Below are 24,710 nucleotides of genomic sequence, written 5' to 3' on the forward strand. Positions count from 1 at the left end.
TTGGAGAATTTTATGAAAAAAACGCTTCATTCACACTTATTAAAGAAAGTCAAATTTCATTTATCTCTTATTTATTTAATATAAAGAAATTTTTACTTCATTTTCTCGTCATAATTAATTTTTTCTTTCTTTTTTGACTATTTTCAATGTTTATTGTTATACTTCTACTAGTTGATTGCCTAAGCGTTCATTTCTATGAAAATATCACATAGAAAGGTGTGGAAAAGATTATGGCACTACCGAAGTACATTACCAAAATTGATGAAATTGAACACATTCCAGAAGCAGAAAAAGAAAAATTAAGAAAAATTACGGACAAATTTGTGTTTCGAGTGAATGAATATTATTTAAGCCTCATCAATTGGGACGATCCGAACGACCCCATTAAAAAACTAGTGATTCCAAATGAAGGAGAATTAGCGGAATACGGCCGTTGGGACGCATCCGATGAAGACACGAACTACGTTGTCCCTGGATGCCAACATAAATATAAAACGACAGCTTTGCTTATCTGTTCGGAAGTTTGTGGTGCATATTGCCGCTATTGTTTTAGAAAACGACTCTTCCGTAATGACGTGCGCGAAGCGATGTCGGATGTCGATCCAGGCTTAGAATATATTCGTAATCATCCAGAAATCAATAATGTGTTGCTCACGGGGGGCGATCCGCTCATCCTTGCTACGAAAAAACTTCGTTACATCATTGAAGAATTACGAAAAATTCCACATGTTAAAATTATTCGTATAGGTTCCAAATTACCGGTATTTAATCCGATGCGTATTTATGAAGACGAAGAGTTGCATCAATTAATTAGTGAATATTCTACACCGGAAAAGCGCATTTATATCATGGCACATGTAAACCACCCTCGGGAAATTACAGAACAAGCACGGAAAGCATTCCAGGCGCTTCATAACGCCGGAGCAATCGTTGTTAACCAAACACCGGTACTAAAAGGAATAAATGACAATCCGGATGATTTAGGACTTCTTTTAGATAAATTGTCATGGGCTGGTGTCACCCCGTATTACTTTTTCGTCAACCGTCCTGTTGCCGGAAACAATGATTTCGTTCTTACCTTAAAAGAAGTGTACGATATCGTAGAAAAAGCAAAAGCAAAAACAAGCGGTCTCGGGAAGCGCGTTCGTCTTTCCATGAGTCACACTTCTGGAAAAATTGAAATTTTGGCGATTGAAAACGGAAAAGCGTACTTAAAATATCATCAATCTCGGGATGGAAATTACGGGAAGTTTATGGTGTTAGATTGTCCAGATGATGCCGCATGGTTCGATGACTTGCCTGGAAACGAACAATATTGGGAAAAACCGGAGAAAAAAGTAGAAGAAGTAGTTTCCGTCAACGAGCTTCCGGATATGCCGCAAAAAAGAAGAAGATGGAGAACAAGAACCACTTCTCCAACTAAATAATGAACATAAAATAAACTCTCCAAGCAAGGAGTCCTTACTTGGAGAGTTTTTGTTTCAAGAAAAGTCTTTTGACGTATATCATTTGGACTATTTTTCTAGTAAAATGGACATATTGAAGCACAAAATACGGAGGACTTTGTACGATGCGATTTGTTTATTTTTCATTCTTTCTACTCTTTTTTCTGGTGAGTTGTACTTCCATAGACGAAGAAAATAACGATGATGAAGAGGCGTTCGTAACAGCATTTTCCAACTCTCTTTATCACATTACCTTCGAGGAGTTAGAGAAAGTTAGAAATGGATGGTATTTTCATTTCTCCATTGAATCAACGGATGAATCCCGCAATATTTCCCCTGAGACAATGTACATAGACTTTCCTGAGGAAATTACGTTTGAAAATGTTTCCTTAGAGAAACAAAATGAAACCCAAATCGAAAAAAATGAAAACGAACCACACATTCTTTATGTGAAACAGCTATATACAGGCTCTATTGGAGAAAATGTCACCTCCATTTCCGTTCCTGCAATCGTACATATTGAACAACCTGCTCGCATCGTTTATTTTTACAATATCGATGAAGACAGCTTACCGGTAGTAAGGGAAGAATTGCTATTAGAGAGTATAGTAATGAACGACGGTGAAATAACCATTCAAGCAACAGATATATTTGATATCCGACGCACGAGTTGGAGTCTTATGGTGAATGATGAACGCATTTATCCGGTGACGTCGTACACCACCCATCAATCACGCCATCATTATCAAGGAAAGATGGAATTTGCTGTTTTTCCCGAACCACCTCTGACATTGGTTGCAGAAAGATTACAAAGCCATGATGTCGAATGGGAATTGGACTTCCTGTTACCGATCAAGGAATGATACGTTCACTTATTTCCAAGGAAATAAAAAGCTATCTATCCTTTGGGGACAAGGAAAGATAGCTTTTTATCCTTAACCTAATACCGTTTTATCACTCATTAATTGTTCTCCGCGAATACGCTGGAATTCATCTAACAATTTTTCCACCGTTAATGTCGGTTTCTCTTTTTCATCTACATCTAAAATGATTTGTCCTTTATCCATCATAATTAAGCGATTCCCTAAATCTAACGCTTGTTGCATATTATGAGTAACCATTAAAGTGGTCAATCCAAACTTTTCCACCACATTCGCAGTAATTTCCGTAATTAGTTCAGCTCGAGAAGGATCGAGGGCAGCAGTATGTTCGTCTAATAATAAAATTTTTGGTTCCGTAAACGTTGCCATTAAGAGGGACAAAGCTTGTCGTTCTCCCCCGGATAACAGGCCGACTTTTGCTGTAAGGCGATCTTCCAGCCCTAGATTCAAGGTGCTTAAATGTTCTTTAAAAAGCTGCTTCCGTTTTTTATTTACTCCCGGTTTGAGGGTACGATTTTTATTACGAGACCAAGCCATCGCTAAATTTTCTTCAATCGTCATGGATGGAGCAGTTCCTGCCATCGGATCTTGAAAAACTCTTCCAATAAAACGGGAACGACGAAACTCTTGTAAATGTGTCACCGACTTATCATCAATAATCACATTTCCGGTATCAGGAAGAAGAGATCCCGAAACGACGTTCATTAATGTGGACTTTCCCGCACCGTTACTTCCAATAATCGTGAGAAAATCCCCGCGTTTTAAATTTAAATTCACATGTTGCAATGCTTTTTTCTCATCCAAAGTGCCTTCATTAAAGGTGAGAGATACACGATTAAGTTGCAACATTTTTCTTCTCCCCTTCCTCTGACGCTAGCACTTGCTCTAGTTCTATTCTCTTTCGCTTACGACGACGGCGTTCGCGATTGGACTCGATCACTTTCGGTGCGATTAACGCTGCAATGACAATGACGCTCGTAATCAATTTCATATCGCTCGTATCAAGAAAGTCAACGCGAAGTGCTAAAGAAACGACGATACGGTAAACAATGGCTCCTCCGACAACCGCAAGGGTAGTACGGGCGATTGTTTTCGTTCCAAACAACGCTTCCCCGATGATCACAGATGCAAGACCGATAATGATCATTCCAATACCCATTCCCGCATCCGCAAATCCACCATGTTGTGCAATTAAAGCACCGGAAAAAGCGACAAATGCATTGGAAATGCCAAGACCGAGAATAATTAAAATATCGGTGTTTGCGGAAAAGCTACGAATCATTTTCTGATTATCTCCCGTTGCTCGTAACGCTAGGCCTACTTCTGTTTTTAAAAAATAGTCTGTTAAAAATTTTACGATAAGCGTAATAATTAAAGCAAAAAAGAGTATGGCCCATGTGCGAGGATTGGCTTGAATACCAATGAAAGAAAGCATTTGATTAAATGGGGTGCTTAACCCTAAATTTTCCCAAAAGGATGTAATAGAAGTGAATAATGTTGATTCATTCAATAGAGGAATATTTGATCTTCCCATAATTCTTAAATTAATGGAGTAAAGAGCAATCATCATTAAAATACCTGAAAGTAACGGATTAATTTTTCCTTTCGTGTGCAACAAGCCTGTAAAACAGCCTGCAACAAAACCTGCAACAATTGCCACAACTGTCGCCATTAACGGCGAAGAACCGTTCACAATCATGACTGCTGCCACTGCAGCTCCCGTAACAAAACTACCGTCCACCGTCAAGTCTGGAAAGTTTAAAACACGAAAGGATAGAAAAACTCCTAGAGCCATCAGTGCGTAAATAAGCCCGGATTCAATGGCGCCAAAAAAGGACAAAAACATTCTATTACTCCCCCCTTTGTATTTCTCTTGATGTACCATGAATAAACAGAACTTACAAATATATACTTTAAAGCATTAAAGTTATGAAGTTTCGCACATGTTCATGGGGATTTTTGTAAAAAAGTGATAAAAGAAGCACTTGACCTGTTTTTCCTTTCATAAGGAAAAGACAGGTCAAGCAAGAAACACTTATTCGTTAATAAATTCTGCTTCTGCATCCCAATCTTCGTGGATGTCCACTCCTTGGGCTTCTGCAGCTTCTCTATTAATGATCAGTTGCATATCTTCAGGGTATTCAACCGGAATATCTGCAGGTGTCTTTTCTCCACTTAATATTTCTGCTGCCATTTCTCCCGTACGGTAACCAATGGTGTAATAATCAATTCCAAATGTCGCAAAGCCTCCTCTTTCCAAAGAATCCGGCTCACCGACGACAAGAGGCATTTCTTGGTTGTTCGCTACATCCACCACGGATTCTAACGCAGAAACAACCGTGTTATCTGTAATAATATAAATAAGATCAGCATCACCAATCAACGATTCCGTTGCTTGCTGTACTTCCGCGGAGTTAGAAACGCTCCGTGTAATGATCTCTAAGTCTGTGTCCGCTGCCGCTTCTTCTACTGCCTCTATTTGAGATACCGAGTTTTGCTCTCCGGAGTTATAAACCATTCCGACGCTCGATCCAGGAAAATACTCGGCGATGAAGTCCACTGTCAATTCAATAGCATCAGGGTGAAGGTCCATGACTCCTGTGACGAGATCACTTGGTGTATCAATGTCTTCAATTAAACCGGCAGATACTGCATCGGTCACAGATGTAAATACGATCGGAATATCTGTGGAAGCTTGTAAAGCTGCTTGAGCACTTGGAGTTGAGTTCGCAAAAATTAAATCAACGCCTTCAGCGACAAAGTTATTTGCAATAGTAGTTGTATTATTTTGATCATTTTGAGCATTTTGGAAATCATAGGTGACGTTTTCGCCTTCTACAAACCCTTGATCCGCCAACGCATCTTTAAATCCTTGATATGCCGCGTCCAACGATGGATGTTCAACAATTTGTGTTGCGCCAATCACATATTGTTCTTGGTCTGTTGCTTGTTCTTCTGTATCTGTCGTTTCTGTTTCAGTTGCTTCTGGTTCTGTCTCTGTGTCACCAGTGGTTTCTTCACTACCTCCACAGGCTGAGAGAATAGTCACAGATAAAACACCGGTGAGAAGCAAGTGTAGCCACCTTTTTTTCATGTCCTTTCCCCCTTTATTTGTTATCAAAGTTTCATATAGATACTTTTATCTTATCGGATTCCTAGGAGCTTGTAAACTAAATTTTAAAAAAGCTTGGAAGATACAGAGTTGAAAAATAGTTTTAAATGGGTAGAAAGGCTCATTCTTTTTCCATCCGCACTTTCAATCCAGGCAGTTTTTCGTCATTTTCCACTGCCTTTTTCCACTCTTTTTCATATGCTTGTTGGAAGGAAAACCTCGCCTCATTGGACCACCAACGATCGCCGGTCACAAAGGTATCATACGTATCTAAAAACAATGGTCCGTTCTCGATTTGAAAAGTAAGCTGGTACACTTCATCATCTATCTGCTCTTTCCGGACATATCCGTATTCATATAAACGCTCTATCACGACATAACGAGAAAAAGGAATGATAACTACTTGCTCTTTTTGTATCGTTTCTTCACGATGTTTTGTAATGATTTTCTCTCCAAACGAAGCGCGATCTGTAAATGTTTCTGATACAAATAAGTAAAAAACAATCATGCCAATTGCTACAAAGAAAGCAAGGATTCCTTCCAACTTTTTCGTCATTTTATTTTTGAATAATCGATAAAGTCCCCAACCAATCACAAAGGATAATCCTAAAATGAATAGCGACAAAAAAAGATAAAAAGCCCAAGGTGCAACAGTAACTACCATAAAAGTCATCCTTTACCCATTCGCAAATTTAATCACAACTATGATACCATACTTTAAAGAATCACATTTTATTTTCATGAAAGAAGGGATGACGTGATGGCTACTTTGGAATATTTTAACAAATTAGATCTTCGAATTGGAACCATCGTGCAAGCAGAACCTTTTCCGGAAGCAAAAAAACCTGCCATCAAGCTTTTTATTGATTTCGGTCCACTCGGAATCAAGCAATCTTCCGCTCAAATTACAAAAAGATACACTCCGGATGATCTGATTGATAAGCAAGTCGTTGCTGTTGTCAATTTTCCACCTATGAATATTGCCGGGTTTCGTTCAGACGTATTGGTGTTAGGTGGAGTGGTGGAAGAAGGAGATGTTACACTTCTATCAGCAGATGATCATGTACCAAGCGGCACACCGGTGAGATGACATAAAAAAACCCTTCTTTTAGCGAAGGGTTCTTTTTATCCTATTGAGCTGTTTGCTTCTCTTCTTCTTGGCGCTTATTATAATAATTAACACTAGTCAATGCACCTTCAGAAACCATTTTTGCGTCTTGCGGATCTTTTGGCATTCCGAGTTCACTTTCGGGTTTATTCCTTCTTCTTAAAGCCTTATCCAACAGTTTAGTTGAATACCCTTTTGGGTCATTCATCGCTTGTTTCACTTCTTGTTTTACGATGTCCCTATTTTCCTTCTTGGAGAGCAACACACCAGCAGCAACTGCACCTGCAGCACCAACAATCTTCGTTAATTTCCCCATGAAAATCCCCCTCGTTTTCATTATTCATCTATCCTAGCTATACCCGCTTCTTCCATTTTTAAACCAATTAAATCGGGGGATTTGTCTTGCATCAAAGGGAATGATCACTTCGCGTTCACGGCGATGTCTTCTCGAGCAAAACTTCGCACGACTTTTGTTTGTCGTTTTACGTCATAATAGACAAGAACGAGTTCCTCTTCTTCTATCATATTTCCTTTTTTCAAATAAGAATCCAATGAGAAATTTAATTTTTCAATGATAGTATGTTTTTTCCATTGATGTTTCATCATATCTTCCGGGAGTTGTAGTTCGTCACGATGGTTTTCTATCCATTCAAAAAGCTCTGTCAGTTCTTGTTTAGTGAATGTCGCTTCTTTCCACAAATTACGCGGTTTATGGTTGTGATGAAGTAAATAGTCGTACGTCATCAAACTTTCTACGACTCGCAATGATGACGGCGCTTCTTGTTGTAAAAATAAATAGAGACGGTTATATAAATCATCTAACTGATGACCAATTTTCCGCCACCCTTGTTCGTACCAGAAATCGCCAAAAGACTGGAAGAAATCGAATGGCGTCGGAAAAACGTGTGTGACGAGATATTCCACCGTATGATCCGTGCGATGATCGTTCCAATATTTGTCAAGGATCACTTCCACTCGTTTAATGCGAGCAATATCCGCAAAAGACATCACTTTGTTCGATAGCATTTCATACGGTGCATGGTCCATATATACGTAACCGAACTGTTTTGCATTGATTCTTAATCCGGTTCCTCTTAGCATTTTTAAAAAACCGAGCTGTAATTCTTCCGGTCTCATATCAAACACGTCGTTAAATGTTTTTTTGAATCGGTCATAATCTTCTTCCGGAAGACCTGCAATTAAGTCTAAATGTTGGACGACCTTTCCACCTTCTTTTACCATTCGAACGGTGCGCTCTAGCTTTTCCATGTTTTGGTGACGTTTCACTAATTTATTCGTTTCATCGTTTGTAGATTGTACTCCGATTTCAAATCGGAAAATACCCGGAGGTGCATTGTCATTTAAAAACTGTAGTAACTCTGGTGGCATAATGTCCGCGGTAATTTCAAACTGGAATTGACATCCTTGGTGATTATCAATTAAAAACTGAAAAATCTCTTTCGCATATTCCCGTTGAATATTAAAAGTACGGTCGACAAATTTAATCATTTTCGCACCATTTTCAATCAAGTACAATAAGTCCCTTTTCACTATTTCAATGTCAAAATAGCGGACACCGTACTCGATGGACGATAAGCAAAACTGACAACTAAAAGGACAGCCGCGACTCGTTTCAAAATAAGTAATCCGTTTAGACAAAGCTTCTTTATCTTCTTCAAATCGATAAGGACTAGGAAGAGTCGTCAAATCCAATTTTGGCCGTGGTGGATTGATGACAACTTCCCCATCTTTTCGGTGAGCTAGTCCTAATATGAGGTGGTACTCTTCGTTACTAGAGATTTCATCAAGCAACTGTTTAAACGTTTCTTCTCCTTCATTGCGAACGATAAAATCGACAAAAGGGATTCGCTCCATCCAATATTCCGTGTCGTATGTTACTTCCGGGCCACCAAATACGATTTTTAGCTCTGGCTTAATCTTTTTCAACATGGATGCTACAACAATCGTTTCTTCAATGTTCCAAATATAACAAGAAAAACCGATGACGTCGGGATTTTTTTCAAATAAATCGGTCACGATGTTCATCGCCGGGTCATGGATTGTATACTCTGCCATTTCAACATCATATTCAGGTTCCGCATATGCTTTTAAATAACGTAACGCTAAGCACGTATGGATATACTTTGCATTTAGCGTACTTACAACTACACGCATTCTCGGTGTCCTCCTTTATCACGAAAAAACATCTTCGTTTCATTATCTCAAATGGACGAATAAAAAGAAAGGAACGGACAATAAGCCGATATTATGTAAAAGAAATAAAAGAGACCGATTTGCACGTGAGAGATGATATAATAAGTTCATTACATAAAATATAAGAAGGAGGATCCTATTGGCGAACGTCATCTGTCCAATTTGCCATCATGCCAATCATTGTGAAGCAGGAGAGAACAAACAGTGCTGGTGTACGGAAGAGGAATTTCCTAAAAAAATTTTTGACCTCGTCCCGGAAGAAAGCCTTTATAAGCATTGCATTTGTAAAAATTGCTTAACAGAATTTAAAGAAAAAGAATTTTTAGAAAACAGCTAAACATATCACTTTTTTCAAGAAGTGGTTGAGACATAACTATATCATTCCGAACAAAATACGAATAATGACTATCGCTTCGGTAGAATACTTCGCTTTCCGCGGGCACGGCCTCCTCGCGGGAAACCACCGCTCTTAGGTCTTCCGACGGACAGGATGTGTGAGTAGCGGACGTTGCGACAGAACGTCGCGGTTTTAGTCCGCCTCCATTTTACCCTACGCATGGAGTCTACGTATTCTGCCTACGCTAGTATAGGTTAAAAAGGAAAGGAGCTGTCCAAAAAGTCATGATTGGTGACTTTTTGGACATTTTTTTGTTACCACTTCATCAAAAATTGCTTCTGGAAACGCCTCTTGACCGAATAGGCATGTTTCCAACACCAAATTGTTGATGGAAGTAAGTCGTGGATGGGTCATGCCATCGTTTCATCAAAGTATTGCTTGTGGAAGCAAGCCATGGATCGCTCATGCCACCGTTTCATTCAAAAATAGTTTGTGGAAACAAGCTATGAACGGATCATGGTACCGTTTCTGCGCTAAATGATTGTTCAAAGGAACTCTCAATTTATTTTTCAGAACTTATTAAACAGCCTCTTCTTTGTGATTAAAATACTTTTGTCTCATCCTCTTCTTTCGTTAAAATACACATTCTTTCATTTTTAAAAAAATAAGAAAACAAAACCCAAGGGATACTTTCTTCATCTTTTATCTACACTATACAAAAACATAACTCTTTCCTTACTCCTGATGATCTTTTTTCATGAAAAAGTTGCAAGAACAAAAATACCCCTTATAGTATATTTGTATACCTCAATGGGTATAAAACAGGTAGAAAGGAGGAAGGTTTTGGTTGAAGAAGCTGTACGTATTTCCACAGAAACATTTACTCATTAGTGTCCCGCTTACATTAATTCTCGGTTTTATCGTTGGTTCTCTCGTAGATACATCGGTACTGCGACCGACGATTCTTTTCGCAACAATCATTATGATATATGCAACAATGGTTGGCTTTAAATTTAAAGAACTAACCTCCTTTCAAGGTTCCAAAGGGTTAGGTTTGTCTTTGTTGCTTAATTTTATCGTTATTCCTCTCGTTGCTTACGGGATAGGCGTATTGTTTTTACGAGACTATCCACTGATGTTTGCAGGACTTGCGTTATCAGCGTTGCTTCCGACAAGTGGAATGACAATTTCGTGGACAGCAATTCAAAAAGGGAATGTCGCATTAGCAGTAAAGCTCACGGTCTTTGGACTCATCATTGGGTCATTGTTAACCCCATGGTATTTGCTTCTCATGGTCGGAGAATATGTGGAAGTGAATATTTTACGGACGTTTCAAACGATTTTAATGGTCGTTTTTGTTCCGATGATTCTCGGACATATTACGTTTAAAATACTCATGAAAAAATATTCCCAAGAGCAATTTCAAAAGAAAATTAAACCATCCTTTGGACCGTTAAGCATATGGGCGATGTTATATGTCGTGTTTGTCAGTGTCAGCACGCAAGCGTCAACTATTCTTGCAAACGTACAATTCATTATTGTCGCTCTTATCGTCTTAATTTTGTTTTACCTGTTGAACTTTGTCATTAGCACGATGACAGCGAAAGCGTTTCTGCCACGAAAAGATGGCATTGCATTAGTAAATGGTACTGTATTGCGCAATTTATCGATTGCCATTGGAATTGCTGCCACTTCTTTCGGAGCGGAAGCAGCTCTCCTCGTGACAATTGCTTTTATCGTGCAACAACAAAGTATTGCTTACTACAGTAAATTATCACTGAAATATTGGTTTAAACCAAAAACAGCAAATTTAACATAAAGGAGAAGATCATCATGAAAAATATGAAAGTGTTAGTTCGTACAGAAACAGATGGAATGACAACATTTGCGAAGGCTGGAAAACATGAGTTGATTATCGATGAAGGAAGTCAATTAGGTGGAAATGATAAAGGGGCCAACCCCATGCAAACCGTTCTCAGTGCCCTTGCCGGATGTGAAAACGTCACGGCGCACGTCATTGCAAAAGAAATGGAATTTGATTTACATGACATTTCTTTTCGTATCACGGGGGAATTTAATCCAAAAGGTTTCATGGGAGACCCAAATGTAAAGCCATATTTTGAATCAATTCACGTTTAAGCTACCGTTACAACATCTGAAACGGAAAGTCGCATCAAAGAATTGCAACGACAAGTCGAATCTCGTTGCCCAGTGTATACGTTAATAAAAGCAGCAGGCGTCACATTAAACGATACGTGGAAAAAAGCATAACAAAACTACAACCACGAGCATTGCTTAAGAAGTGATGCTCGTGGTTGTTTTGCTTATCTCTTCTTCTACTACCAGTTTCTTCTCTCTTTTTCGAAACACCATGCTTGATAAAAGAATGCTGCATTCATATAAAAAGATGAGCGGTATGATGACAAGTACGTCTGACAAAAAGTCCGGTGGAGTAATCATGACAGAAATAACGACGAGAAAAAAATACGCGTACTTCCGCCATTGTCTCAACCGAATTGGAGTGACAATCCCTAAACTAGTAAGGAACATCACTACCACCGGCAATTCAAACAAAAATCCAAAAGGAAGCGTCATATGTAATAAAAACTTAAAATATTTCTCTGTCGTAAAAAATGTCGTAAACATATCTTCTGAAAGAGAAAGCAAAAAATGCATGACAATCGGAAATAAAATAAAGTAGCCAAACAAAATACCAACGACAAAAAGCAAAGATAACAGAGGGATATATGCAGCGGTTACTTTCCGCTCTCTTTCTGTTAGTGCCGGACTGACATAACGCCACGTTTGGTAGGCCGCAACCGGAATCACACATATGATAGCGACGACCGTTGCAATCATAACATATACCCAAAGGATATCGGAAGGGCCTAAAACAGCCAATGGCATAGAAATATCTTTCACGAGCCAATGATAAATGTCATTGACAAAAAGAAATGAAACAAAAAGAAATGCAAGAAAAGCACCGACGGTAATGAATATCCGTTTTCGTAATTCGGTCAATTCCGCCACAACGTCCACATTGGATTCATCCATCTTCTTCTTCCTTTCTTCCAATGAATCGAGTAGGAGGAGGGGATGAACCTCCGTCCTCTCACACCACCGTACGTACGGTTCGCGTATACGGCGGTTCAATTAAGATGGGTAACGCAAGACTTCCTTCCGTGAATAGCTTATCTTCTTATGCCAGCAGTCACTCCACCCTCCAAGAGGTCTTCCACGGAATTCACCGTTTCCTTCCTCAAGTGAGGTACTCGCGTTTTCTGTGTTCATCATGACTGACTGAATGCAAAGGGCTATTCTCTCTTCATTGTTCCGTCCTTCCAAACCGTTCTAGACCGATTTGTACTATGACCTCTGCTGACTTCTGATGGTTCAGCTACTCCTCATGAAGTAGGTTATGAAGGGTACTTCACGTATCCATCAGACCTCCCTGGGTAAGGATGTCATCTTTCCTTCCATCTATCCGCTTCATTTACTCTGTATCACCTTTGGCATGTCTTGCAAACTCATCCAATGATACCTAGCCTTGTATGAAGTTCGTGTTCCTCGAGACCTAGTTTCGCGCCCGCTTCCTTCAGATTCCGCGTCGCCACGGACACCCTTGCGTTAAGCTAACCACTACTTCTGCCTTCGTGGCTCGGGACTCTCATCCTATAGATTACACCCATGCCAGGCGCACAATGAAGAAAAGATGCAAGCTATTCACTTACATCTTCTCTCTTTAATTTAAGAAACGGCGTCATCTTTTTCCTTTTTCTTCTCTTTTTTATAATCATCGCTCACAAGTTCACTGGCAGATTGCTTAAATTCTTTTAAAGTGGTACCAAAAGCTCGTCCGATTTCAGGTAATTTTGACGGTCCAAAAATAATCAAAGCAATGACTAAAATAAGAATTAAGCCTGGAATCCCAATATTAAACGGCATTTAGCTTTCTCTCCTTTTAAAATTCATATTTAAATCCCGTAATGGCAATTACCGCCGGTCGAGGCATATTGTCTCCTGCGCGATGAGGCCACATGCTCGTAGGATGATGAAAATCTTCCGTCATTTCTCCTGGATGCTGGACGGAGAGAAACAAGGTTGTTTCGTCTGGTGTAAACCACGGACCTGTCATTTCTGCTTCCACTGGAGCAGAAGCAAATTGATACGCTTCTCCGGCATGCTCTCCGACGGTAGGAATGACAAATACACCGTTGTTTGCAAATGGAGTGAACACATTTTTATTAAGAGAGCCAGAGGAGATATCTGTAACCGTCCATAAATTGGCGTCACTATCAAAACTTAAATTGTCCGGTGCACTAAACCCGCTTTGTGGACCTCCTGCAGCAAAAATTTCAAAATGGAATTCTAAAGATCCTAGATCATTATCTTTCTCAATAAAGCGAGTGACATGTCCATGAATGTTTCCGTGACGATCATTGTTTGTATGGGCAATGAAAATCGAACGATCAAATGGACTGATTTCCACATCTTCCGGACGATCTGTCGGCGTGCCACCAATTAACATTGCCGCTTCATGGGTATGGACACATACGTCGGCTTGAGTTTGAAACTTTTCTAGCAATTCGGCATTACCATCTGCTGCTTTTCGTACCTCTTCAATCGTTAATGGTAACCAGCGTCCTTGTTTCATATCCGCGACGTAAAGCGTTCCTTCTTCTAATAACTTTGAATTTTCTTTCCCGCGGGATTCGACATACTTGTCTTTACTTATGTATTTATACACACCGGCGTCTTTCTTGTCGTCCCCCATATATACAACAAGGCGACCATCTTTTGTCGTGCCTACTGCTGCGTTTTCGTGATTGAAACGTCCAAGCGCAGTATGTTTGCGAGGTTGAAAGTTCGGATCAAATGGATCTATTTCCACGACCCATCCATAATGAGTATCATCTAAACCTGCGTCAGCTGCTGTCTCTTCAAAGTTTTCTTCACAGGAGAGCACCGTGTTCCAAGGAGTTCTTCCCCCGGAACAATTTGCAAAGGTACCTTGTGCCATTTTTGCTCCGTTCACCGCTTCACTGCCTCTTGCAGGTCCTCTCAATTCAAAAGGAGTAAAACCATCTATGCGACGAGCATATTTGGAATCTGTGTTCATTTTCCAAACGCCTTCGCTGTCTCTTTCAATTTCAATAATCGAACCACCTTGAACTTCTAATATTTTTTTTATTTGTTCTTGGGAAAAAGCACCATTTTTCTTTGGACCAGACACAAACACTTCACTGCTATATTCATGATTTACCCAAAGAAGTCCATGTCTGTTTGATCCATTGATTGGCAAATACATGGTGAAATCGTTGTTAAAGCCAAATTTTTCTCCTTTGTTATTAATTACGTCTCCGTAAGCCGCAATGACATCATATTTGTACCCTTTTGGCAGGATGACTTCATCTTCTTTAGAAGGTTGAATCGGAGTGAAATTTAAACTAGCTACTCGTTTTTCTTTTCCAAATAAATGACTGCTTGCTTTAAATTCTGCGTTTTCTTGGGCGTTTACTGTGTCAGAAGATAATACACTTCCTAAACCGGTTGAAGCTACTGTCATTGCAGTGACACCCGTTCCTACGTACGTTAAAAATTTCCGGCGATTTTTGTTTACTTCCACAACGATCCCTCCAAATGGTGATGTACTTCTAAACACTTTTCATCTTAAAGAAAGATTGTTAATCTAGCGTGGAAAAGTTATTAATCCTTATTAAAGATTTGTAAAGTAAAGAAAATTGTAAAAGTAACCATAAAAAAGGAACCTATCGGATGCTATTACGATAGGTCCCTTCGTTTTTACCTTGTCTGTTGATAAGCTTCTTGTACTTTCGGAATGAGATCGTCCCATTCAGCGTCAGGTGTTTTATTGATTGTCACAAAATCACCATACCCGAAAATATTATCAACACCATCTAATTCAAGCAGTGCTTTGGCAAATGGATGGTCGGTACTATCTCCAGGTTTTAAAGAAGTACTCTCTTCAAAAAGTGTTTCATTCGCCGTAAACTTGATCGCATTCGGATTCGGAGTTTGACCTACTTTTAATTCCATTATAATCCCCCTATCAATCCGCATCTTTACTCATATTCTATCCTATCATTCACCAATTAAAAAGAAAAAATTTATGACTCTATAATGATGAACGCTTTTTACAAAACGGTTCTTGTTCAACAAAATAACACAAGATGTTACTTAGTCAGACATTGACTAATCAATTACTTATTATTTATACTTTTTACAGACTCCTTCGACAATGATTGCAATCAAAGGGGAGATGTTTATGGATCATCGCTCATTGCTTTTACTCGGACTACTGATGAACCAAAGTCAACACGGATACCAAATTCACGACTTCATCGAAACAAATTTACCATTTGTGACGGATATAAAAAAAGCAACAGCCTATGCGCACTTAGACAAATTAAGCAAAGACAAGTACATTGATGTAAAAGTTGAATACGATGGAAACAGACCTCCTCGGAAAGTGTATTCTATTAATGAAAAAGGAGTCGCTTATTTTAAAGAGTTACTTGCTTTTAATTTATCGACAGCGGATACCGTCTTTTATAAAGGGGATATTGGATTATTATTTCTTCATCATCTTCCTAAACAAGACGTCATTCGCTACTTACAACAAAGACGCGACAAAGTGAAAGAAGAAAAACATAAAGTAGACCAAACACCTATACATAGCAAAAGTACTGGGGTGAACATTGCCATGTTACATCAACAAACGATGCTTCAAGCCGAATTATCTTTTCTCGAACGAACGATGAACCAGTTAAAGAACGAAGTGGAGTGAACATCTTTTGACTACAAAAAAAGCGTTACCTGTTTTGTTTGCCGTGATGTTTTTCGTCATGGTCGGATTTGGAATTATTATTCCGGTCTTACCCTTTTATGCGGAAGAATTAGGAGCTTCTCCTTTCCAATTAGGATTATTAATGGCCGTGTACTCAATCATGCAATTTATTTTTGCTCCTATGTGGGGGAGACTGTCTGATCGCGTAGGAAGAAAACCACTCATGTTATTAGGTATTTTAGGACTTTCCTTTTCCTTTTTCTTCATGGCATTGGCCGAAGAATTATGGGTTTTATTTGCAGCACGAATTCTTGGTGGCTTTTTATCTTCTGCCAATATGCCTACCGTACAAGCATATGTTGCTGATATTACTTCAGAAGAAGACCGAGGAAAAGGAATGGGAATTGTCGGAGCAGCGGTGGGACTTGGCTTTGTATTTGGTCCGGCAATAGGTGGTATCTTTTCACAAATGAGTCTTGCGATGCCGTTTTATGTCGCCGGTTTTTCTTCTCTCGTCACATTTTTACTCGTTTTATTTGTCGTCAAAGAATCCCTGCCTCAAGGAGAACGTGGCCAAAACGTTGCGGCAGAAAAAATACCTTTTCTCCAATCATTTAAAAGCTCTTTAACCATTCTTTACTTTCTACAATTTTTTGTGTCCATTTCTCTTGCTGGATTGGAAGCAACTTTTGCTTATTTTGCCGCGGAACGAGCAGGATTAGGAACAGTGGAACTTGGCTACATCTTTATGATTATGGGATTTGCTGGCGCATTGGTGCAAGGTGGACTCGTCGGTCGCATGACGAAAAAATTTGGGGAAGGAATCGTCATTCAAATTGGAATTATTATGTCGGCTTTTGGATTTGGTCTCATACTGTTAGTCGACAACTTTCTGACTGCTGCCATCTTTTTAAGCCTCTTTGGCATCGGCAACGGCGTCATTCGTCCAAGCGTTTCTGCTCTCATTACAAAAACTGCAACAAAGGGGTATGGAAGGGCAACGGGAATGTTGTCTTCCTTTGATTCCCTCGGACGAATCATCGGTCCTCCTTTTGGTGGCTGGTTATTTTCCATCGCCGTGGGACTTCCGTATATTACCGGAATCGTTCTCTCTGCAGTAGCTTTTTTCTTGTATTACGTGTATTACATGCAGCAAAAAAAGAAAGTTCCTACCACCGCCACACACGCATTAAAATGAGAAAAGTAAGGACGGGTATTTGTCCTTACTTTTCTTTTCGGTAGACCTTCATTAATTCTTGCACCGCTTGGGCAAGAGGAATTTCTCCTGTTGTTACTTTCTTTTTCATTTCCGGGAGAGTCTTTTTAATTTGTTGATGTTCGTAAAATGACATTTTTAATTCATCTTCAATGAGACGATCCATCCACTCTGACAGTTGATTTGCGCGATTTTCTTCAAAATAACCGCTTTCTTTCATTTTTCGTTCATAATCTTTAATCACTTCCCATATCGTTGGCACGCCATCTCCTGTTAAGGCAGAAACAGTGTAAGCTTTTGTTTTCCAGCCAGGACTTGCTGGTTTTAGATAATGAAGCAAGCGGTTGAATTCAGCTTTAGCTGCTCGTGCTTTTTGGACGTTATCACCGTCTGCTTTATTGATAAAAATCGCATCGGCAATTTCCATGATTCCTTTTTTCATTCCTTGTAATTCATCTCCTGCACCGGTAAGCATAATGACAAGGAAAAAGTCGACCATCGAACGTACGGTAATTTCATTCTGTCCTACACCGACCGTTTCAACAATGATGACATCATAACCGGCTGCTTCACAGATAAGCATCGTCTCTCTACTTTTTCTCGCAACACCACCAAGGCTACCACCGGATGGAGAAGGCCGGACATAGGCATTCGGATGTCGCGAAAGCTTTTCCATTCTCGTTTTATCCCCGAGTATACTTCCTCGGCTAATTGCAGAGGAAGGATCGACTGCAAGTACCGCCACGCGATGATCTTGCTCACAAAGCATGGTGCCAAATGCTTCAATAAGGGTACTTTTCCCTGCCCCAGGTACGCCGGTAAAACCGATGCGAATTGATTTCCCCGTGTAAGGCATGAGGCGTCTCAACAATTCTTGTGCCATGTCAAAATGTTTCGGTGAATTGCTTTCCACTAATGTTATTGCCCGAGCAATCATGGCTCGGTCTTGATTTAACACACCATTGACGTAATCATCCACCGTTAACTTTTTTCTTTTTCGTGGTTTTGTTTCTTCACCCACGCGCGACTCCTCCTTTCCATTTTCTTTCTCTCCAAGAATTTGTCCGGTCGCATGTTGTTTTCACTTATGTTGTAAGAAAAGGCTGTCCTGCTTTTTTTGCAAGCCAGCCTTTCAACTTTTATTAATCATCTAAACGTCGGTTAATTTCTTCTAGTACTTTTTTTGCTGCAACTGGAATAACCGTTCCTGGCCCAAAAATAGCAGCGGCTCCTTTTTCTTTCAAGAAATCATAATCTTGAGCCGGAATGACGCCACCGACGATGGTGACAATATCTTCCCGACCGTGTTTCTTTAATTCTTCCACCACTTGAGGAAGCAATGTTTTGTGTCCTGCTGCTAAAGAACTCATTCCTAACACGTGGACGTCATTTTCCACTGCTTGCAGAGCTGCTTCTTCAGGTGTTTGGAAAAGCGGTCCAATGTCTACGTCAAACCCTAAGTCCGCAAAAGCAGTAGCAATCACTTTCGCCCCGCGATCGTGTCCGTCTTGTCCCATTTTCGCGACCATTATGCGCGGACGTCTTCCTTCTCTTTCCGCAAATTCATCGGTCATTTTCCGTACTTCTTCCATCATCTCTTCTTCTCCAAATTCTGAACTGTACACCCCACTAATGGAACGGGTGACTGCTTCATGTCTTCCACATACTTTTTCAATCGCATCGGAAATTTCTCCAAGACTTGCGCGAGCTCGAGCTGCTTCCACCGCTAAAGCGAGCAAGTTTCCTTCTCCACTTTCCGCTGCTTTCGTAATGGCGGAAAGCGTTTCCTTCACTTGATCTTCGTTCCGCTCTTGACGGAGCTTTTCTAATCGTTCCAGTTGGGCGTTTCGCACAGCGGTATTATCAATATCAAGAATGTCCAGTGGTTCTTCATGATCGACACGATATTTGTTCACTCCAACGACCGTTTCACGACCAGAGTCAATATGTGCTTGACGTCGAGCTGCCGCTTCTTCAATTCGCATCTTCGGAAGTCCCGCTTCAATTGCTTTCGTCATTCCCCCTATTTCATCGATTTCCTCGATATGTTTCCATGCTTTCGCAGCAAGTTCTGCGGTTAATTTTTCAACATAGTAAGACCCGCCCCATGGATCAACGACATTTGTAATGCCAGTCTCTTCTTGTAAGTATAGTTGCGTGTTTCGGGCAATTCGGGCGGAAAAATCTGTTGGAAGGGCTATAGCTTCGTCCAATGCATTCGTATGAAGAGACTGCGTATGTCCCATTGCTGCTGCCATCGCTTCAATGCAAGTCCGGACAACGTTATTATATGGATCTTGTTCGGTTAAACTCCAGCCGGACGTTTGAGAATGGGTGCGCAGTGCCATGGACTTTGGATTCTTTGGATGAAAAGGTTTCATTAAACGTGCCCACAACAGTCTTGCCGCACGCATTTTTGCAATTTCCATATAATGATCCATTCCAATCGCCCAGAAAAATGAAAGCCGTGGCGCGAATTGGTCGATATCAAGCCCTGCTTTTAAGCCGGTGCGAACATATTCTAAGCCGTCTGCGAGAGTGTAACCAAGTTCTAAGTCTGCAGTCGCTCCCGCTTCTTGCATATGATATCCCGAAATTGAAATGCTGTTAAATTTCGGCATATTTTCTGATGTATAAGCAAAAATATCGGCGATTATCCGCATAGACATTTCCGGCGGATAAATGTACGTATTCCGCACCATATATTCTTTTAAAATGTCATTTTGAATCGTTCCTGCGAGTTGTTCTTTTTTCACTCCTTGTTCTTCCGCTGCCACGATATAAAAGGCCATGACAGGAAGAACCGCCCCGTTCATCGTCATCGACACAGACATTTGATCGAGAGGAATACCATCAAACAATATTTTCATATCTAAAATGGAATCCACCGCAACCCCTGCTTTTCCAACGTCCCCGACCACCCGGGGATGATCGGAGTCGTAGCCGCGGTGGGTCGCAAGGTCAAAAGCAATAGAGAGTCCTTTTTGACCGGCAGCTAAGTTTCTACGGTAAAAAGCATTGGACTCTTCCGCAGTTGAATATCCCGCGTATTGACGTACCGTCCACGGTCGGGTGATATACATGCTTGGATACGGACCTCGTAAATACGGAGCAATTCCTGAGACATAGCCGGTATGTGGAAGGTCTTTCGTGTCATCAGACGTATATAGCGGTTCAACCGGAATCTTTTCCACGGTACGAGAAGTTAAAGTTTTTAAGCTTTTCCCGGTCTGTTTTTGGATATCTTTTTCCCACTTGTCTTGATTGGAAGTTACTTTGCCAGCGTCATAAGATATTTTCGTAAAATCGGGATGCCTCATTGTTCCACCGCTCCTTTCACACGTTGAAGCCAGTGTAAAGTTTCATAAACGTTCGAATGACGATGAATCGTACCATCTAAACCTTTTTCTTTCCATAAAGCCTCATCGAATAATTGTCCGGCAAGTAATACTGTTTTATCCGGCGCTTGTTTTTTTATACCTTCTACAATTGATAGACCGTATGTTTCATATGCTTCATCCCGGCCACATAAAACGATGATCGTTTCTTTGCTTTTCACCGCTTGTGCGATCGCTGTTTCCGCGTCATCAAAACCGTCCGTTTTTTCTATCTCAAAACCACCTGTCTGCAAAAATCCAGCCGCAAAATCAGCCCGGGCTTTATGGTGAGCAAGAGGACCTAATCCGACTAAAAGAGCGGATAAAGGCTCATTTTTCGTTTGTTTGAATTGTTCCGCTCGCTCACGAAGAGATTCAAATAACTCCGCTTCTCTAAATACTGGAAGCGATGTAATCGGTTCTTGTTCTTCTTTCCAGCTGCATGCTACCCGTTGTGAAAATAGTGTTGTATTCTCGGAAGCAAATTCTATTAGTTGAGCTGTTTTATTCTCGTTATCTTGCAGTTCATTATGAACAATGCGGGAAGCATTGTTTGCTTCGAAGTAACGAACAATTTCTTTTTCATCGCTTTCTGGTGTCACGGATACTGGTTTTTCATATATATCCGCATATTTATTTACACCTACGTAGACTCTTTCTTGATGCTCCACTTGCTCTTTTCTTTGTTTTCGAAGCGTTTCTAATTGTGTTTGAATTCGTCCTTCTCGAAGGGCTTTTTCAAAACCACCGTCCGCTTCAATGTCTTGAAATAATCTCCACGCTTTTTCCCCAAGTTCATGAGTAATGTTTTCTACATAGTAAGAACCGCCAGCTGGATCGATCGTGCGTCCGAGATGGGATTCTTCTTGCAAAATAATTTGCGTGTTCCGGGCAATTCGTCGCGAAAAAGAAGTTGGACGTTGAAACACTTCATCAAAAGGAGTAACTTCCACACTGTCAACTCCTCCTGCTGCTAATGAAAACGCTTCTGTTGTAGCTCGCAACATATTGACGTACGGGTCATATTTCGCTTTTGTCTTTTTCGAAGTGACGCCATACACAGTCATCGTGCGCTGTTCTTCATTGATGTCGTAAGCGGTTTGAACATGGGACCATAGCACTCTTAAAGCACGAAACTTGGCAATTTCCATAAAGAAGTTTGCCCCCGCCGGTAAATGGAACTGCATGTGGGAGATGGTTTTTTCTGGTTCAATTCCCCTCTCCGCTAACTCTTTAATATAAGTAACAGCGGTGGCGATGATATAGGCAAGCTCTTCCGTTGCACTGGCACCAGCAAGATGATACGGTTCGCTGGAGACGAGAATCGTTTTCACATCCACCTTTTCTTCATCGCACCAACGGATCACATCCGCCACGTGGTCAAAGCATGTGGACAAAGGAAGTGGAAGAGTGCCGTATTTCACCCAATATCCAAAAGGATCCGCAGCAACGCTTCCTTTGATAAACTTTGTCGCACCTTTCTTTTTCATCGCAGCCATCCACATGGAGAATAGTGGTAGTGGATCCGGACCGGTCTCTACATGAAAAGGATGAGCGTCCAAGTCGATTCCATCAAGTAACGTCAGTAAATCGTCTACGGAAGTAACAAGAACCCCTTGGTCTTTGATATTGTCTCGCGAAATTTCACGATGTTCCCAAAGCGCCTCGTTCCATTCAATTTTCACCGCATGTTGTCCCCGCTCCAGTCCTTCTTTGATGACTTGATTTGCAAGCGCTGGAACTCTTTCCGATACGGATTGGGAAATTTCCCACGGACGAGACGGAAGTTTTCCCGCTTCTGTCCCTCTCACATAAGGAGACTGTCCCGGCATCGTATGTTGATATGGAAGCTTGTCCCGATCTTCTTCTCGATATAAAGGCTTTAACGTAATTCCTTCCAACGTTTTTGTGAAGAGTGCTTCTTCAATAGAACGACCTTTTAGCGACTTTTCTGTCACTTTCTCCCATTCTTCTTGCGTAGGAACCGGAAAGTCACAAATTTCTTCTAACACTTGACGGATACCTTCTTCATGACTCATCAACTTCCCCTCCTTTATTACAAAGGTATGTTGCCGTGTTTTTTCTTCGGATTTTCTTTTTTCTTATTGCGAAGCATTTCTAACGCACTGCGTAAATATTTTCTCGTATCTCTCGGATCAATGACATCGTCTACCATCCCGTTGCTTGCCGCAACATACGGATTTGCAAAGCGCTCGCGATATTCTTGAATTTTTTCTTGACGCGTCTGTTCTGGATTGTCACTTTCATTGATTTCTTTCGCAAAGATAATGTTGGCAGCTCCTTCAGGTCCCATCACGGCAATTTCTGCATTTGGCCAGGCGTATACCATATCTGCGCCAATTGCCTTACTGTTTAAAGCAACATAAGCACCGCCAAAAGCCTTTCGTAAAATGACCGTAATTCTCGGTACCGTCGCTTCCGAATAAGCATATAAAATTTTTGCTCCGTGACGAATAATTCCTCCATGTTCTTGTTGCACGCCAGGGATAAATCCGCTCACATCTTCAAACGTAATTATCGGAATGTTGAAACAGTCACAAAAACGGATAAATCGTGCACATTTATCAGAAGAGTCAATATCTAGGCCACCTGCCATCATTTTCGGATTGTTCGCAACAATGCCGACGGTCTCGCCATCAATTCGCCCGAAACCGATGACAATATTTTTCGCAAATTTCGGTTGCACTTCCATAAAATCGCCGTCATCTAACACTCGTTTGACCACTTCGCGCACATCGTATACTTTCATCGCGTCAATTGGAACAATGTCCAGCATGTCATCAATTCTCTCTTCAAAATCAATGTTATTTTTTGGTTCTTTTCGTGGTGGTTTCTCCTCAAAGTTTTGTGGTAAATAAGAGATGAGGCGACGTACTTCATTTAATACATCTTCTTCCGTTGCCCCTGTAAAGTGAGCATTTCCGCTTTTCGTTGCATGGACTTTTGCTCCACCAAGGTCTTCTGCGTTGATTTTAGCGCCAGTGACCGTTTCAATCACTTTCGGTCCCGTAATAAACATCTTGCTTGTCTTTTCCACCATAAAAACGAAGTCAGTAATAGCTGGAGAATAAACCGCTCCCCCAGCAGATGGACCCATGATGACGGAAATTTGGGGCACAACACCAGAGTAAATGGAATTTCGGTAAAAGACGTGGCCATATCCATCCAATGAAAGAACCCCTTCTTGGATTCTTGCTCCGCCAGAGTCACTTAAACCGATTATTGGTGCGCCATTTTCTGCAGCGAGATCCATCACTTTCGCAATTTTTAACGCATGCATTTCTCCAAGGGCACCGCCGTAAACAGTAAAGTCTTGCGCAAACACAAAAACAAGACGGTCATCAATTTTTCCGTAGCCCGTGACCACACCTTCTCCCGGTGCTTCTTGGTCCGCATAGTCCATTCCCCGATTTTCAATAAATGGATTGACTTCAATAAACGTGCCTTCATCTAGAAGAATGTCAATTCTCTCTCTTGCCGTCAGCTTCCCCCGTTCGTGCTGGGCATCAATGCGATCTTGTCCACCGCCTAATTGGACTTTTTCCCGTCTGCGTTCCATTTCCTCTATTCGGTCAAATATATCACTCATCGGAAAAAGCCTCCCTTTCTTTATTTTTGACATTATGTTTGATTCATCCGAGGTTCAGTAGATCCTCCCACTGAACCCGGTATGTGTGATTTACGCTTGTTTGACACGGAAAAGCGGTTGTCCATATTCCACAAGTTCTTCGTTTTCTACAAGAATCTCGACAATTTCTCCAGACACTTCTGCTTCCAATTCGTTCATCAACTTCATTGCTTCTACGATACAAACGACCGTATCTTCTTCCACTTTATCCCCAACTTTGACGTAAGGATCTGCATCTGGCGCCGGGGCCCGATAAAATGTCCCGACCATTGGAGATGTAATCTCAACAATGGAGTCATCATCCGCTGGTGCTGGTGCTTTTGTTTCTTCTTTTCCTTCTGATTTGGTTGTGGATTCTACGGCAGGTGCTTCTTGAGCGGTTGGAGGTGCTGCATCAGGTACACTTGCTTCTTCTGCTACTGGCTGAACGACTGCTTGTCCAACAGCTCCTTGTTTTCTAATCGTTAATTTTTCTTTGTTTTCCCCTTTAATTTCTAGCTCTGCGACACTTGAATTGTCCAATGCCCGAATTAACTCTTTAATTTCATTCACTTTAAACATCG

Annotated in this window: 23 protein-coding genes; 8 read left to right on the top strand and 15 right to left on the bottom strand. The window is 40.8% G+C overall.

What is annotated here, in order from left to right; translation table 11 throughout:
- The first annotated feature begins 230 nt into the window (after positions 1-230).
- A complete protein-coding gene (locus GJS40_RS03920) occupies positions 231-1,427 on the top strand; it encodes a KamA family radical SAM protein (RefSeq protein WP_270896302.1) in 1,197 nt (398 codons plus the stop codon).
- Positions 1,428-1,570: 143 nt separating this feature from the next.
- Complete coding sequence (locus GJS40_RS03925) at positions 1,571-2,308, top strand: hypothetical protein (RefSeq protein WP_270896303.1); 738 nt, start codon at positions 1,571-1,573, stop codon at positions 2,306-2,308.
- Positions 2,309-2,380: 72 nt separating this feature from the next.
- On the opposite strand, the gene GJS40_RS03930 is transcribed toward GJS40_RS03925, so the two are convergent.
- The 4 genes from GJS40_RS03930 to GJS40_RS03945 form a co-directional block, all read right to left on the bottom strand.
- Positions 2,381-3,175, bottom strand: a complete 795-nt coding sequence (locus GJS40_RS03930) for an ABC transporter ATP-binding protein (RefSeq protein WP_270896305.1) — start codon at positions 3,173-3,175, stop codon at positions 2,381-2,383.
- Positions 3,162-4,172 (bottom strand): ABC transporter permease, encoded by a 1,011-nt coding sequence (locus tag GJS40_RS03935; protein ID WP_270896307.1) that lies wholly within the window; start codon positions 4,170-4,172, stop codon positions 3,162-3,164. The genes GJS40_RS03930 and GJS40_RS03935 overlap by 14 nt, the downstream gene beginning before the upstream one ends.
- A 189-nt stretch (positions 4,173-4,361) precedes the next feature.
- Complete coding sequence (locus GJS40_RS03940) at positions 4,362-5,420, bottom strand: ABC transporter substrate-binding protein (protein WP_270896309.1); 1,059 nt, start codon at positions 5,418-5,420, stop codon at positions 4,362-4,364.
- Positions 5,421-5,559: 139 nt separating this feature from the next.
- Positions 5,560-6,102, bottom strand: coding sequence for a hypothetical protein (locus GJS40_RS03945; RefSeq protein WP_270896312.1), 543 nt, complete (start codon positions 6,100-6,102; stop codon positions 5,560-5,562).
- A 96-nt stretch (positions 6,103-6,198) separates the two neighbouring features.
- Here GJS40_RS03945 and GJS40_RS03950 point away from each other — a divergent pair, with 96 nt between their 5' ends.
- Positions 6,199-6,528: a tRNA-binding protein gene (locus GJS40_RS03950; RefSeq protein ID WP_270896313.1), complete on the top strand. Its 330-nt coding sequence runs from the start codon at positions 6,199-6,201 to the stop codon at positions 6,526-6,528.
- A 40-nt stretch (positions 6,529-6,568) separates the two neighbouring features.
- On the opposite strand, the gene GJS40_RS03955 is transcribed toward GJS40_RS03950, so the two are convergent.
- Together GJS40_RS03955 and GJS40_RS03960 are read right to left on the bottom strand one after the other, a co-directional pair.
- Positions 6,569-6,862: a hypothetical protein gene (locus GJS40_RS03955; RefSeq protein ID WP_270896314.1), complete on the bottom strand. Its 294-nt coding sequence runs from the start codon at positions 6,860-6,862 to the stop codon at positions 6,569-6,571.
- A gap of 104 nt (positions 6,863-6,966) precedes the next feature.
- On the bottom strand, positions 6,967-8,721 hold the full coding sequence (locus GJS40_RS03960) for a B12-binding domain-containing radical SAM protein (protein ID WP_270896315.1): 1,755 nt from the start codon (positions 8,719-8,721) through the stop codon (positions 6,967-6,969).
- A 178-nt stretch (positions 8,722-8,899) separates the two neighbouring features.
- Between GJS40_RS03960 and GJS40_RS03965 the strand changes: the two genes are divergently transcribed.
- The 3 genes from GJS40_RS03965 (at position 8,900) to GJS40_RS03975 (ending at position 11,236) form a co-directional block, all read left to right on the top strand.
- Positions 8,900-9,097 carry a cysteine-rich CWC family protein gene (locus tag GJS40_RS03965; protein ID WP_270896317.1) on the top strand — a complete coding sequence of 66 codons (198 nt, stop codon included), beginning with the start codon at positions 8,900-8,902 and terminating at the stop codon, positions 9,095-9,097.
- Positions 9,098-9,944: 847 nt separating this feature from the next.
- On the top strand, positions 9,945-10,916 hold the full coding sequence (locus GJS40_RS03970) for an arsenic resistance protein (protein ID WP_270896319.1): 972 nt from the start codon (positions 9,945-9,947) through the stop codon (positions 10,914-10,916).
- Positions 10,917-10,930: 14 nt separating this feature from the next.
- Positions 10,931-11,236 (top strand): OsmC family protein, encoded by a 306-nt coding sequence (locus tag GJS40_RS03975; RefSeq protein WP_333723865.1) that lies wholly within the window; start codon positions 10,931-10,933, stop codon positions 11,234-11,236.
- Positions 11,237-11,392: 156 nt separating this feature from the next.
- On the opposite strand, the gene tatC is transcribed toward GJS40_RS03975, so the two are convergent.
- From tatC to GJS40_RS03995, 4 genes are all read right to left on the bottom strand, one after another.
- On the bottom strand, positions 11,393-12,151 hold the full coding sequence (gene tatC / locus GJS40_RS03980; RefSeq protein ID WP_270896321.1) for a twin-arginine translocase subunit TatC: 759 nt from the start codon (positions 12,149-12,151) through the stop codon (positions 11,393-11,395).
- 693 nt (positions 12,152-12,844) lie between these two features.
- Positions 12,845-13,042, bottom strand: a complete 198-nt coding sequence (gene tatA / locus GJS40_RS03985) for a twin-arginine translocase TatA/TatE family subunit (RefSeq protein WP_270896323.1) — start codon at positions 13,040-13,042, stop codon at positions 12,845-12,847.
- Positions 13,043-13,058: 16 nt separating this feature from the next.
- Positions 13,059-14,663, bottom strand: coding sequence for a PhoX family protein (locus GJS40_RS03990; protein ID WP_270896451.1), 1,605 nt, complete (start codon positions 14,661-14,663; stop codon positions 13,059-13,061).
- A 236-nt stretch (positions 14,664-14,899) separates the two neighbouring features.
- Entirely contained in the window at positions 14,900-15,154 is a 255-nt protein-coding gene (locus GJS40_RS03995) for a NifU N-terminal domain-containing protein (protein ID WP_333723866.1), read from the bottom strand.
- A 229-nt stretch (positions 15,155-15,383) separates the two neighbouring features.
- Here GJS40_RS03995 and GJS40_RS04000 point away from each other — a divergent pair, with 229 nt between their 5' ends.
- Both GJS40_RS04000 and GJS40_RS04005 read left to right on the top strand, forming a co-directional pair.
- The gene (locus GJS40_RS04000; protein ID WP_270896325.1) at positions 15,384-15,905 is read left to right on the top strand and encodes a PadR family transcriptional regulator; all 522 of its coding nucleotides are present in this window, start codon (positions 15,384-15,386) and stop codon (positions 15,903-15,905) included.
- 7 nt (positions 15,906-15,912) lie between these two features.
- Positions 15,913-17,103, top strand: a complete 1,191-nt coding sequence (locus GJS40_RS04005) for an MFS transporter (protein ID WP_270896327.1) — start codon at positions 15,913-15,915, stop codon at positions 17,101-17,103.
- 25 nt (positions 17,104-17,128) lie between these two features.
- On the opposite strand, the gene meaB is transcribed toward GJS40_RS04005, so the two are convergent.
- From meaB to accB, 5 genes are all read right to left on the bottom strand, one after another.
- The gene (gene meaB, locus GJS40_RS04010) at positions 17,129-18,142 is read right to left on the bottom strand and encodes a methylmalonyl Co-A mutase-associated GTPase MeaB (RefSeq protein ID WP_270896329.1); all 1,014 of its coding nucleotides are present in this window, start codon (positions 18,140-18,142) and stop codon (positions 17,129-17,131) included.
- Between the two features lie 121 nt (positions 18,143-18,263).
- Positions 18,264-20,441: a methylmalonyl-CoA mutase gene (gene scpA / locus GJS40_RS04015; protein ID WP_270896331.1), complete on the bottom strand. Its 2,178-nt coding sequence runs from the start codon at positions 20,439-20,441 to the stop codon at positions 18,264-18,266.
- Entirely contained in the window at positions 20,438-22,537 is a 2,100-nt protein-coding gene (locus GJS40_RS04020) for a methylmalonyl-CoA mutase family protein (RefSeq protein ID WP_270896333.1), read from the bottom strand. Before GJS40_RS04020 ends, scpA begins: the two co-directional genes overlap by 4 nt.
- A gap of 17 nt (positions 22,538-22,554) precedes the next feature.
- A complete protein-coding gene (locus tag GJS40_RS04025; protein ID WP_270896335.1) occupies positions 22,555-24,108 on the bottom strand; it encodes an acyl-CoA carboxylase subunit beta in 1,554 nt (517 codons plus the stop codon).
- 90 nt (positions 24,109-24,198) lie between these two features.
- Positions 24,199-24,708 (bottom strand): acetyl-CoA carboxylase biotin carboxyl carrier protein, encoded by a 510-nt coding sequence (gene accB / locus GJS40_RS04030; RefSeq protein ID WP_270896338.1) that lies wholly within the window; start codon positions 24,706-24,708, stop codon positions 24,199-24,201.
- Between the last annotated feature and the right edge of the window lie 2 nt (positions 24,709-24,710).

Origin of the sequence: Aliibacillus thermotolerans, from assembly GCF_027853235.1 — a bacterium.
GTDB classification, from domain to species: Bacteria; Bacillota; Bacilli; order Bacillales; family Marinococcaceae; genus Aliibacillus; species Aliibacillus thermotolerans.

Coding starts and splice junctions, on each gene's coding strand:
- GJS40_RS03920 (WP_270896302.1), top strand. CDS start 231: ATGGCACTACCGAAGTACATTACCAAAATTGATGAAATTGAACACATT.
- GJS40_RS03925 (WP_270896303.1), top strand. CDS start 1,571: ATGCGATTTGTTTATTTTTCATTCTTTCTACTCTTTTTTCTGGTGAGT.
- GJS40_RS03930 (WP_270896305.1), bottom strand. CDS start 3,175: ATGTTGCAACTTAATCGTGTATCTCTCACCTTTAATGAAGGCACTTTG.
- GJS40_RS03935 (WP_270896307.1), bottom strand. CDS start 4,172: ATGTTTTTGTCCTTTTTTGGCGCCATTGAATCCGGGCTTATTTACGCA.
- GJS40_RS03940 (WP_270896309.1), bottom strand. CDS start 5,420: ATGAAAAAAAGGTGGCTACACTTGCTTCTCACCGGTGTTTTATCTGTG.
- GJS40_RS03945 (WP_270896312.1), bottom strand. CDS start 6,102: ATGGTAGTTACTGTTGCACCTTGGGCTTTTTATCTTTTTTTGTCGCTA.
- GJS40_RS03950 (WP_270896313.1), top strand. CDS start 6,199: ATGGCTACTTTGGAATATTTTAACAAATTAGATCTTCGAATTGGAACC.
- GJS40_RS03955 (WP_270896314.1), bottom strand. CDS start 6,862: ATGGGGAAATTAACGAAGATTGTTGGTGCTGCAGGTGCAGTTGCTGCT.
- GJS40_RS03960 (WP_270896315.1), bottom strand. CDS start 8,721: ATGCGTGTAGTTGTAAGTACGCTAAATGCAAAGTATATCCATACGTGC.
- GJS40_RS03975 (WP_333723865.1), top strand. CDS start 10,931: ATGAAAAATATGAAAGTGTTAGTTCGTACAGAAACAGATGGAATGACA.
- tatC (WP_270896321.1), bottom strand. CDS start 12,151: ATGGATGAATCCAATGTGGACGTTGTGGCGGAATTGACCGAATTACGA.
- tatA (WP_270896323.1), bottom strand. CDS start 13,042: ATGCCGTTTAATATTGGGATTCCAGGCTTAATTCTTATTTTAGTCATT.
- GJS40_RS03990 (WP_270896451.1), bottom strand. CDS start 14,663: ATGACAGTAGCTTCAACCGGTTTAGGAAGTGTATTATCTTCTGACACA.
- GJS40_RS03995 (WP_333723866.1), bottom strand. CDS start 15,154: ATGGAATTAAAAGTAGGTCAAACTCCGAATCCGAATGCGATCAAGTTT.
- GJS40_RS04000 (WP_270896325.1), top strand. CDS start 15,384: ATGGATCATCGCTCATTGCTTTTACTCGGACTACTGATGAACCAAAGT.
- scpA (WP_270896331.1), bottom strand. CDS start 20,441: ATGAGGCATCCCGATTTTACGAAAATATCTTATGACGCTGGCAAAGTA.
- GJS40_RS04020 (WP_270896333.1), bottom strand. CDS start 22,537: ATGAGTCATGAAGAAGGTATCCGTCAAGTGTTAGAAGAAATTTGTGAC.
- GJS40_RS04025 (WP_270896335.1), bottom strand. CDS start 24,108: ATGAGTGATATATTTGACCGAATAGAGGAAATGGAACGCAGACGGGAA.
- accB (WP_270896338.1), bottom strand. CDS start 24,708: ATGTTTAAAGTGAATGAAATTAAAGAGTTAATTCGGGCATTGGACAAT.